The sequence below is a fragment of the Syntrophorhabdaceae bacterium genome (assembly GCA_028713955.1).
GTDB lineage: Bacteria > Desulfobacterota > Syntrophorhabdia > Syntrophorhabdales > Syntrophorhabdaceae > UBA5609.
This window is the reverse complement of record JAQTNJ010000094.1, coordinates 1-11,537: the sequence shown is the minus strand read 5'-3', so window position 1 is coordinate 11,537 and position 11,537 is coordinate 1. Positions and strand designations below refer to the sequence as shown.

The 11,537-nt window shown below is 49.2% G+C and carries 7 protein-coding genes; 6 read left to right on the top strand and 1 reads right to left on the bottom strand.

Annotation, left to right across the window (positions count from 1 at the left end):
* From PHU49_09315 to serS, 6 genes are all read left to right on the top strand, one after another.
* A partial coding sequence (locus tag PHU49_09315; protein ID MDD5244202.1) for a UvrD-helicase domain-containing protein occupies positions 1-3,316 on the top strand: 3,316 nt, incomplete at its 5' end.
* A gap of 5 nt (positions 3,317-3,321) precedes the next feature.
* Positions 3,322-6,195: a PD-(D/E)XK nuclease family protein gene (locus tag PHU49_09310; GenBank protein ID MDD5244201.1), complete on the top strand. Its 2,874-nt coding sequence runs from the start codon at positions 3,322-3,324 to the stop codon at positions 6,193-6,195.
* A 419-nt stretch (positions 6,196-6,614) separates the two neighbouring features.
* Positions 6,615-7,400: a TatD family hydrolase gene (locus tag PHU49_09305; GenBank protein ID MDD5244200.1), complete on the top strand. Its 786-nt coding sequence runs from the start codon at positions 6,615-6,617 to the stop codon at positions 7,398-7,400.
* Positions 7,397-7,957: a cysteine hydrolase gene (locus PHU49_09300; protein MDD5244199.1), complete on the top strand. Its 561-nt coding sequence runs from the start codon at positions 7,397-7,399 to the stop codon at positions 7,955-7,957. Before PHU49_09305 ends, PHU49_09300 begins: the two co-directional genes overlap by 4 nt.
* 325 nt (positions 7,958-8,282) lie before the next feature.
* A complete protein-coding gene (locus PHU49_09295) occupies positions 8,283-8,840 on the top strand; it encodes a GerMN domain-containing protein (GenBank protein ID MDD5244198.1) in 558 nt (185 codons plus the stop codon).
* A gap of 2 nt (positions 8,841-8,842) precedes the next feature.
* A complete protein-coding gene (serS, locus tag PHU49_09290; protein ID MDD5244197.1) occupies positions 8,843-10,117 on the top strand; it encodes a serine--tRNA ligase in 1,275 nt (424 codons plus the stop codon).
* On the opposite strand, the gene PHU49_09285 is transcribed toward serS, so the two are convergent.
* Positions 10,095-11,537: hypothetical protein (locus PHU49_09285; protein ID MDD5244196.1), on the bottom strand; the 1,443-nt coding region annotated here is incomplete at its 5' end. The genes serS and PHU49_09285 overlap by 23 nt on opposite strands.

Below are 11,537 nucleotides of genomic sequence, written 5' to 3'. Positions count from 1 at the left end.
ATTCCTTGTCATGGGTCAGCCGGCAGGAAGCGGCCCCAAAAATCATATCTCGAATATCGTTGCCCTGACCTTTACCAATAAGGCTGCCGCAGAAATGCGGGTTCGCATCATCGACTGGATGAAAAGGATCATCCTTGATATCCCTTTCAAAGGCTCTTCGAAAACACCGCTGGAGGAAATAGCAAAAGCGGCGGAGAGCGGAGGGCAGAGAGCGGAGAGTAAAGCTTGTTCAACGTTCAACGCCTGTCCTCCGGTGCAGTGGCGGAGGGTTCAACGTTCAACGTTAAAACAAAACAGACCAGATGAACTAAATGAACCAGGAGAAAAAGATGCTGCGAGTTGCCAGTTGGGAACAGAATCTATACGAAAGTTAATCGAGATCGATTTCGAGGATATGCTGAAGCATTTTTATGACTTCAATGTGGGCACCATCGACAGCTTTGTCAATCTCATCCTGAAGGCGTCTGCCTTTAAATTGAATCTGCCGCCTGATTTCGATATCAGCACCGACTCGACACCCCTGATCGACCTTGTTATCCAGGAATGCCTCCAGTCCTTAACGGAAGATACAGAGATCCGGCACATCTTCGACAGGTTCATAGAAAGCTACATCGATATGGAGGGCGAAAACGTCAACTGGACCGCACGGGGTTTTTTCAGGAACACGATCAGCGACCTCTGGAGAGAAGAATCGAAAGAGAACAAGGAATTCCTCTATCGCGATACAGGAAGAATACTGAGCGACGCCGGAAAAAGGATCGACCAAACCGCGGCATCACTGAAAAGATCGCTCGCCGGAGACCCGGATATCAAGCTCAGGGCAGACTTCCGGAAGGCGCTCTCCTTCCCTGTTGACCTGAGAAAGAACACTGTAAGCGACAGCAAATGTTTTACAAGGCAGTCTCTCGAAGAATCCCTTTTAAAGGGGAGCAAACTCCCTGACGATACACAGGAACAACTATGGCAGGATATCCTTCACGGGCGGCGTCTTTTTGTCGAAACACTCTCGGAGGGAAAATATTCACCATATGTCGAGGTCTACAGGCTTTTCAAAAGAATGCTTTTGAGAGAGGTGACGTTCAGGAAACGGGTCATACTCATTGAACAGCTCAATAAACTGCTGCAGGGCATCGTCAGGGAAAAAGGGTTCGTACCGGAGATATACTATGCATTGGCTGAACGATATTCGCACTTCCTCATCGATGAGTTTCAGGATACCAACCAGCTCCAGTGGCAGAATATCGAGAGCCTTGCCGAAGAAGCCCTTGGAAGAGGAGGCACCCTCTTTCTTGTGGGCGACAAAAAACAGGCGATCTACCGCTGGCGGGGAGGGAACGCCGATCTGATCGACGAGGTCTCCTCACGCTATCGCGCATACCGTGTCCGGGAACTCGCCCTTCACAATAATTACCGGAGCGGGGAACATATCGTCGCCTTTAACAACACGATCTTCGGGAGAGAAAACCTTCGACACCTTATCGATATGATCGCGAACGAACACCCTGAACAATCCAGGGTGAAGATACTGGACACATACCGCGGCTCCGGCCAGGTCGCCATTGACACGGCACGTGGCGCCGGATATGTGAGGATTGAAAAGATCGTTGACCGCGATGAGGAAGGTGAAGAAAAGGATAGTTTTCTTAAAGATGAAAAGGATCAGGCAGTCAGGGAAAGGCTTGTCCGGTTGATGCATGCCATCAAAGACAGGGGCGTCTTCGAGTATAAAGATGTGGCAATACTGGTGCGGCGCAGAAAAGAGGCGGAACTGATCGTCAGGACGCTTCTCGAGATCGGGATCGGCGTCGAGTCGGAATTTACCGTAAACATAAAAAACAACAACCTCGTGAAAGAGATCCTCAGCCTCATGAGGTTTTTCAACGCACCCGACGATGACCTTTCTTTTGCTGAATTCATCACCGGCAGGATATTTCACAGAAAGACCGCCATGTCCGAAGGAACCATCTTTGAATGGCTTACAGAAGCCAGGACGGGTAATGAAGGCAATCACCTCTATAAGATCTTTCAAAGAGATTACAACGACATCTGGGAGGAATATTTCGAGTATTTCTTCAAAGGAACAGGTTATCTGCCGCTCTATGATCTTTTCACCCTCATTGTTAAAAGATGGGAGGTCTTCAGGCATTTTAAGGAGGATGTCCCCTATATCCTCCATCTCTGCGAGCTTATTAAAACGCAGGAAGGTTCAGGCCAGAATAATCTCTCCGATTTTCTGGAGCTCTGCACCAGGGCGTCCGACGCATCCTATGATGAAACGGCGGAGGTGGAAAAACAATTCCTGCTGAACACAACTGAAGGCGCCAACGCCGTTAAGGTCCTCACGGTACACAAGGCAAAAGGCCTGCAATTCCCCGTCGTGATACTTCCCTTCCTTAAGCTCACCACATTCGGCGCTTCCGACAGCAGGGACAAAAACAAGATCGTTGTCAGCGGGGAGAAAGACCTGAAGCTTTTTTACATCAAGAAAAATTACAGACAGGTCTCCCGTACCCTTGAAGACATCTACAGGCAGAGAGAAGCGGAATTCCTCCTCGACGAGCTCAACAATACCTATGTTGCCTGTACCAGGGCGGGAAAGGAACTCTATATCCTTCTGGCTGATTCTGTCAGGCAAAAGAATTTTCTTATTGATTACATCTTCACCATGGAAGACCTCAGGGGATACGCACATGATACCTCCATTGAGATCGGCAGACAGGCTGCATTGCCCGTCAGGTCAGCTGAACAGGATCGTCCTGATGCTGCATCGCAAGAACTTCGCCTCAACGATATGGATGACCGGATCCGGTGGATGGAGATGTTCAGGAAGAAGTTCGTAAGACCGGAGACAATATCAAAACGCAGCATTATAGCCCAGGCCAAAGGGGACCTCATCCACTATATCCTTTCGTTGATCCACATACTTCCGCAGGATCCTTTGCCGTGCGTGCGGGAATCCATACAGGCGGGGACAGCAAAACTGAATGTCCCGTTCAATGAAGACGAGATCGAAGGGATGATCGTGCGGTTGTTTCGCAATCCGCGAGTCCTCTCATTTTTCCAACCGGGAGAAGGCGCTGTCGTGTTCACGGAAAAGGAGATAATCGACAAAGGGGGCAGCGTATTCAAGGTGGACCGGCTCATCGTCTATCCCTCCCGCCTTGATATCGTCGATTTTAAAACCGGCGAGACGCGATCAGACGAACACATCGAGCAGATCAATAACTACGGCAGGCTTTTGCAGCTCATGTACCCGGACAGAAAGGTCGACAAATACTTGGTCTATATTGATGACGGAAGCGTGATCAAGGTCTGAAAAAAATGAACAAGGTCTATTCAATCCCTTTCGGTACGGATTTCCTCAAAAGGCTCAGCGAGTTCATCCTCAATGACTGTCGGCAGCCATCCGACACGGCTATCGTCTTCGCGGGGAAGAGACCTTCGCTCTACCTGAAAAGGATACTGAGTGAGGGCATAGTCACCCCGGGATATTCCCCCAAATTTTTCTCCATAGAAGAGTTTATCGATTATATCGTAAGGAAAAGGTTTCAGGGCTTTAAAGACCTTGAATACCCCGATGCCGTGTGGCTCTTATATCAATCTATCCAGTCCCTGCCGCAATCTGTCAGGCATCCTTTTCAGCAAAAAAACTTCGGCGATTTCTTTTACTGGGGAGGACACCTCCTGGATTTCATAGACCAGCTTGATTCAGAAGATGTTGAGAACGACAGGCTCAGGTCTCTTGAAGAAAATGCCGGGATAGGATACGACGTACCGGAAAGTATCAACGAACTGCTCACGCATGTAAGTGTCCTGCGGGATTCATTCCACGACCTGCTTGATGAAAAGGCGTGCTTTACCCGCGGCTACAAATACCTCACCGCTTCCCGCGCCATCGGGGAGCTCCGGGTCGATGAATTTGAAAAGATATATTTTGCCGGTCTTTTTGGATTGCTGGGCACTGAAAAGTTTATCCTGAAGAACCTGTGGAAGAGAGGTCAGGCAGAGATCGTCCTTGAAGGGACGCCGTCTGACTGGTCTCTCCTGCAAGACCTTGTCGATTATCTTGGCGCTGATATTGAATACATTACACCGGAAACCGCGCAGCCCCCGTCCATAAGCATCCATTCAGGCTTCGACACCCATTCCGAGATCCTCAAGGTCCACACGATCCTCAAGGCCCACACGATCCTGGAAGACAACCACAGGCAGAAGACAGCGGTTATCCTGCCGTTGTCCGACGCGCTCTTCCCTCTTCTCACCTTTGTCACAGACAGGATCGGCGTCCCCTGTAATATTGCCGTCGGGTATCCGCTCGAACGCACACCGGTCTTCGATCTCATCGCCCATATCATCCGCGCGCAGACATCAAGACAGGGCAACGGCATGTATCCGGTCACGGAATACCTCAAGGTCCTCCTTCATCCCTTTATCAAGAATATTGAGGCTGATAAAGGGACATGGCAGGCGTTACTGGATATCTCCAGGCTCTGTACCGGGGAGATCGAAGGAAGTCCCCTCGCATACAAACCCTTTGTCGCGCTCGACGAGGTGGAGAGGGTATTAAGAACCGTGAGGCGTGAGGCGGAAGGCGGAAGGCGTGAGGAGCGAAGAGTCAGGGGTCAGGAAAGTATTCCGTATGAAACGGTGCGCGGGATACATACCATCTTTTTCGGGAACTTTGAAGGCGCGGCGACTCTTTATGAATATGCAGAAAATCTGGAGACAGCGCTTGAATATGTACTGGATCATACCCCTGTCCGTTCCTATGTCCTCTCCGGGGAGATCTTCAGGTCAGCTCTCAAGGTGCTGGAAGATATTAAAAAGCTCTATTTCAGCAAGGCGGGATTTTATGACAGCCGGGAGGAGAACAGGCGGTTGATATGTGATTTCATCCTCCGTCATCTGCGGTCAGTGCGCCTGCCCTTTGAAACAAAACCCATAGAGTCTCTCGAGATCATCGGTCTCCTTGAATCAAGAAACATATCCTTCGACACCACCATCATAATGGATGCAAACGAAGGCATCCTGCCGCAGCAAAAAAGGGTCGATCCGCTGATCCCGTCAGGGGTCCATGAGATGCTGGGAATCCCCTCTGCGCGGCAAAGTGAGGAAATATACCGTTACTATTTCGAACGCCTTGTCCTGTCATCGAAAAACGTACACATCCTGTATGTCGACGCTGAGGACAGACCACGAAGCAGGTATATCGAAAAGATCATCTGGAATGCGGAAAAGACACAAAAGGCCATTGATGTCATTCCGATCGATCGCTCCGTTTACCCGATCAACCTCAGACCCGGCACAACGATACCTGCCATAGAAAAAACATCCTTTATCATGGAACTGCTGCGATCAAGATCCTTTTCGCCCTCATCGATAGACCGTTATGTCTTCTGTCCTGTCTTTTTCTACTACAGCGATATCCTCTCCTTCGAGGAGAAAAAAACGATCAGTGACGATGTCGAGGCAACGGAAAGGGGCACCATGATACACCGTATTCTCCAGGAAACATTCGAAGGCTACCTGAACAGGGAGATATCAAAACCCATGCACGGTGAGATCATTGCCAGATTGAACAGGATCATCGATAGACACCTGGAGGGGTCGGCCAACAGCGGGGATTATTATTTGTTCAGGAAGCTGGCAACCTTCAAGCTTCAATCTTTCCTCCACAAAAACCTGAATAATGCCCCTGATCCATTTACCATCGTCCACATGGAACAAAGGTTTGAGCATACGATAGATGCCGGCGGCACAGACATCAATCTGACCGGCAAGGTTGACAGGATCGATTTCGATCCCGGCACAGGACAGTATATGATCATCGATTACAAAACCGGCGGTTCAACACAGTACCGCAAAAATATGCCCGGACAGATATCATTGGATTCTATAAGCGATATCCACCGGTATATCCCTTCCTTCCAGCTCCCGGTCTACATCTACCTCTTCCACAAACATTCGGATGTGCCTGTCGGCGCTGTCAACGCAAAATTGATACTTCTCAGAAATAATGTCGAGGAACATCTTTTCCAGGGGACATCCCGGGAAGAAAAAGAGGGACTATACGAAACGTATCTGACAGGTGTGAGAACAACCCTCCTGGATATCCTCGATCCTGCCAGACCTTTTACGCCATTCGATGATAAGGGATGCGTGGAATGCGTTTTCAATCATCTGTGCCATGTGTAAAGGCAGCAGAGAGCTGAGAGCGAGGAGCGGAGAGTTATAAACCTTTCACTCCCAACTCGATGCTCGCCACTGGTCACTGGATACCGGTGAAAACCGCGGGAGGCGTGGAGGGAAACTACAGCAGAGAGCTGAGAGCGAGGAGCGGAGAGTTACAAGCCCTAACCACTATTTGTGTCATTGTGAGCGGAGCGCAGTGAATTGTCATTGCGAGCGGAGCGCAGTGAATTGTCATTGCGAGCGGAGCGCGGCAATCTCATTCAATAGATTATACCCTTGGATCGCCACGGCTTCGCCTCGCAATGACGCAAAGAGGTTTTCTCTGCTCTCTGCTCTCTGCTCTCTGCTCTCTGCTCTCTGCTCTCTGCTCTCTGCTCGTTATCCTCCATTGCAGCGTTATGAATTATATGTTATAAAAAATCATGTTCGTCGATTCCCATTGCCATCTCGAGATGGAATCATTTTCAAAAGACAGGGATCAGATCATTGAGAAGAGCATCGATGAGGGTCTGAAATATATACTCACGGTCGGCACAGAGGAACGGTATTTCGAGAAGGTTGTAGAGATCGTGAACAAAAACCCTATGGTGTATGGGGCCATAGGGATACATCCCCATAACAGCACGGATTTTAACAGGCATGTCGCTGAAACGATCAGGGGTTATCTGAGACAGAAGAAGATAGTCGGCTACGGAGAGATAGGCCTCGACTTCTTCAAAAACTATTCTCCGAGGGATACACAGATCAAGGCCTTCCGTGAGCAGCTCGCGCTGGCGGCAGATGAAGGCTTGCCGATCATTGTCCACTCAAGGAACGCCCGGGCAGAGACCCTGCAAATCCTCGGCGAAATGTACCGGAACGGAAACGGTGGGGTTATCCATTGCTACTCCTATGATCTTGAGACAGCAAAGCGGCTCCTTGATATGGGCTTCTATATATCGATACCGGGGACAATAACCTATCGGAGCGCAGAAGAGCTCGTCAAGGTCGTGGAATATATCCCCGATGAGAGAATACTCGCTGAAACTGACGCCCCTTTTCTGACGCCTCATCCTTACAGGGGCAAACGGAACGTGCCCTATTTTGTAAAACTGACCGTTACGAGGATCGCCGGGATACGGCATCAGGAGACTGAAGAGCTCGCGGCAACAATGTGCAATAATTTTGTCAGGCTCTTCCTGGATAATAAGGAGGTACCGGCAGAATGAAGCCAGCGATCATCATTGTTGACATGCTCGAAGGAAATTATGATGCAATAAGAAAAGGCGAGAAGGAAGAAGAAAAGATCGTACCTCACGTGCGGGACTTCCTGAAAACATGCCGGGGCATCGGCATACCGGTCATCTTCGCCTGTGACAGCTTCCTGAAAGAGGATTTTATCTTCCGGGGAAGGATGAAACCCCATGCGCTGCGAGGAACAGACGGCACAAGGCCCTTATCCGACCTTGAGCCGCAGGCAACCGATATCATCCTTGAAAAGAGGAGATTCAGCGCCTTTTTCAAGACCGATCTCGATCAGACATTAAGGACCTTGCAGATAGACACTGTCGCTATCGGCGGCGTCAACACTCATTTCTGCGTCCTCGCTACGGCCTTTGACGCCGTGTGCAATGACTTTAACACGATCATACTTGAAGATCTGAGCGCAGCGTACAAAAAAGAGATCCATGAGAACTTCATCGATGCCTACCGGAATTCTGCGATATACCCCATCCTCCGGGTTATGCGTTCCTCCGAATTCCTCGAAGAGGCAAAAAAGCAGTGAATAGTATATCGTATATAGTATATAGTGAACTGCAACACCTAAGGCGGAACAAACCGAAGGATGAGGGACAAAGGGACAAAACAGAGGATGAAAAACTCAGGAGCAAGTTTCTTAATTGTATTGTCATCGCGAGGAGCGAAGCGACGCGGCGATCTCATCCCCTGGGATTGCCACGCCCTGCGGGCTCGCAATGACACCTTTCACCTTTCACCGGTTTCATCCAATTACGAATTACGATTCACGAATTACGGGTTTTCTCACCTTTCACTTTTCACTTTTTACGATATAAGCTGACGGCTGCGAGCAAAGGAGCAAAGACCAAAGGATGATGATAGATAAAAGATCGGAGAGGAAAAAGGCTCAGCAGAGACCGGTTCGGACCGTCTTTATTATCCTTCTGGCACTCGTTGTTGTTCTTGCCATAATCGTTACCGGGTATAGAGTGAAGGTCGCGCTGGAACCAAAAACGATCTTTACGGCCCCCGATAAACAGATGGTCTCGGTATTTTTCCCCGCGCAGAACAGGCTGATCGAGAAGATATTTGTTGTCAGGAGCAACATCTCCGATAAAGAAAAGACCGAGATGATCATCAATAAGCTGAAGCAGGGAAAACACCTTCCGCAAGGCTTCACGCTCTACGAGTCTGCAACGGATACGGATGGGGTCATGTACCTCAATGTCTCAAGGGACATCATCAGCGACAGTCCGTCCACCATGAAGGAGATCCTCACCGTTTATTCAATCGCCCATTCCTTTCTTGCGACTTTCAAAGAGGCACAGAAGATCCTTTTTCTCATAGACGGGCAGGTTCTTTACACGTTACACGGCACGCTTTACACATACAAACCCATTGAATTTAACCCTGATCTATTGGAGGACTGAATATGATCGACCCAAAACTTATCCGTGAGAACATCGAACTGGTCAAAGAAAGCCTCGGGAAGCGAGGGGCTTCCTTTGATGTCGAAAGACTCATGGGCATTGAGGAAGAGCGGAGAAGGCTGATCCAGGGATCTGAAAGGATGAAGAGCGAAAAGAACGCCCTCTCCAACGAGATCGCGAAACTGAAAAAGGCCGGCTCTGATGCTGCCGGGCAGATAGAACACCTGAGAACCATCGGAAAAAACATTGAGGAGATGGAACTGTCACTGAAGGCCGTGGAAAAAGAGTGGGAAGATATGATCCTCGTCATACCGAACATCCCGCACGATTCGGTCCCTGCCGGTACCGGTGACGCGGAGAACAAGGTGGTGAAGGTGTGGGGAGAAAAACCTCTTTTCGATTTCGACCCACTTGCGCACTGGGATATGGGTGAGAAACTTGACATCCTTGATTTCAAGAGGGCGGCAAAGATAACCGGTTCCCGTTTTACCCTCTACAAAGGTTACGGCGCCCTGCTCGAAAGGTCGCTTATCAACTTTATGCTTGACCTCCATACGAGAGAGCATGGATATACGGAGGTCCTGCCTCCCTTTATGGTGAACCGTGAGGCAATGACGGGCACGGGCCAGTTACCGAAGTTCGAGGAGGAATTGTTCAAGCTCGACGGGCTCGATTACTTTCTCATACCCACCGCCGAGGTCCCCGTCACAAACATCTACGCCGGTGAGATCCTCAGGGAAGATGAGCTGCCTCTGAAATACGTCGCTTATACACCGTGCTTCCGGAAAGAAGCAGGGGCGCATGGAAAAGACACAAGGGGGCTGACCAGGCAGCACCAGTTCAACAAGGTCGAGCTCGTAAAATTCACCGATCCGGAGAGCTCATATGATGAACTCGAGAGGCTTCTCCTCGATGCCGAGGATATTCTTAAAAGGCTGAATATCCATTACAGGGTCTCCCTGCTCTGCACCGGTGATCTCGGATTTTCCTCTGCAAAGACCTATGACATCGAGGTCTGGCTCCCGGGGCAGAACATCTATCGCGAGATATCATCCTGCAGCAACTTTGAAAACTTCCAGGCAAGGAGAGCAAAGATCAGGTACAGAAAACAGGGCGGGAAGATCGACTTCGTCCACACCCTGAACGGGTCAGGTCTCGCGGTGGGAAGGACGGTCATGGCCGTCATGGAAAACTACCAGACGAAGGACGGGGGTATTATCGTACCGGAGGCCCTGAGGCCCTATATGCAGGGCATCACGAAGATACCGGCAGCTTAGTAAGGAGTGTATCTATCTTTTTGATGATGACCGGGTCTTCCTCGGTCTCCCTTATCTCCGTCAACAATTGTTTTGTGTTCTCGCCGAAGAGGGAATAAAAGAATTCTATCGCTTTCAACCGCAATTGTGTATCGCCTATCTCGTTGAGCGTATTCATGATCGCTATCATTGCCTTCTTCTTTCCCGTAAGCCCTATCCCTTTTATCACGAGGTCCCTGATCTCCAGCACGTTCTCCTGTCTCAGATGGTGGAGGAGAGGATTGATCATGTTCCTGTCCTGGATATCGACGAGCAAGGCAATGGCCTTCTTCCGTTTTTCGATATCATCGGAATAGAGGAACTTCAATACGGGCTGCACATCAATGCCCTTGCCATCTCTTTTTGCCTTCTCGAAGAAATGGGAGGGGTCATTCAGAAGATCGACGATACTGCCGAGGACAAGACCCATCTCTTCCTTGGTAAAAATCATATGGTCTTTCCATCTTTCAATCGCGTTCAGTGCACCCCTGTCAAGAAATGTTTCGTTCACGAGAGAATTCTTCAGGATGTTCCTTATCCTCTTCTTTTCCTCGAATGCATCAAGTTCGAGGAGCTTATACAGAGGCTCTTTCAGGTATCTGCTCGTCAGTGAATAATAGGTCAATCCGGAGGATTCCGTCTCCTTCACAATGTCTTTCTCTTTCAGGAGATTGACGTGACCCAGGATGCTGTCGTAAGGCAGAGAGGTCTCGTAAACGATATCTTCCACCGTGTACCGCTTGAGGATATTCTCATGTTTGTCAACAAAGACTGAAAGGATATTTCTGAATTCAAACGTATCCTTTACACCCTTCAGCATGTCCGAAAGAACCTTCTCCATGCTCATATTCGCATGGAGAAGCTCAAATTCGATAGGCTTATAATATTCGCCCGTATCCCAGAAGATCTTTTCCTCTCCATATGTATCAAGGACATTTGCGCTATCCAGCGGCTTCACCTCGCAGATCGCGGAGGTGCTGATATTATGGAAGGTCTGATACCACTCAAAGAACGTTTCCCTGTCCCCGGATATTATCAGGTAGACATTTTTCTGGCCCATGCAGAACATAAGAAACCTTTCCAGTTTCTCCTTTTCATCAGGTTCCATGTATATGAGCCTTTCACAGGCATCAATAATAAAAAAACAGGTGCCTTTTCTGAGAAGCTCCATACAGATTGAGATGATGTCAATCTCTTTGTAACGCTGGATACCACTTCGCTTGCAAATAACATCCCGTATCTCGCTCGTCGGGCTGGACCAGAGCTCACAGTAAAACACGTTGGGACTCATCGTGAGGATCTGGGGGACAAGAAAGGAATTCAGCAATGTCGTCTTGCCTGTAGATGCCTCACCTACAACAAGGACATAACCAAAATCAAAGAGCTTATCCAGGAGCAGCGA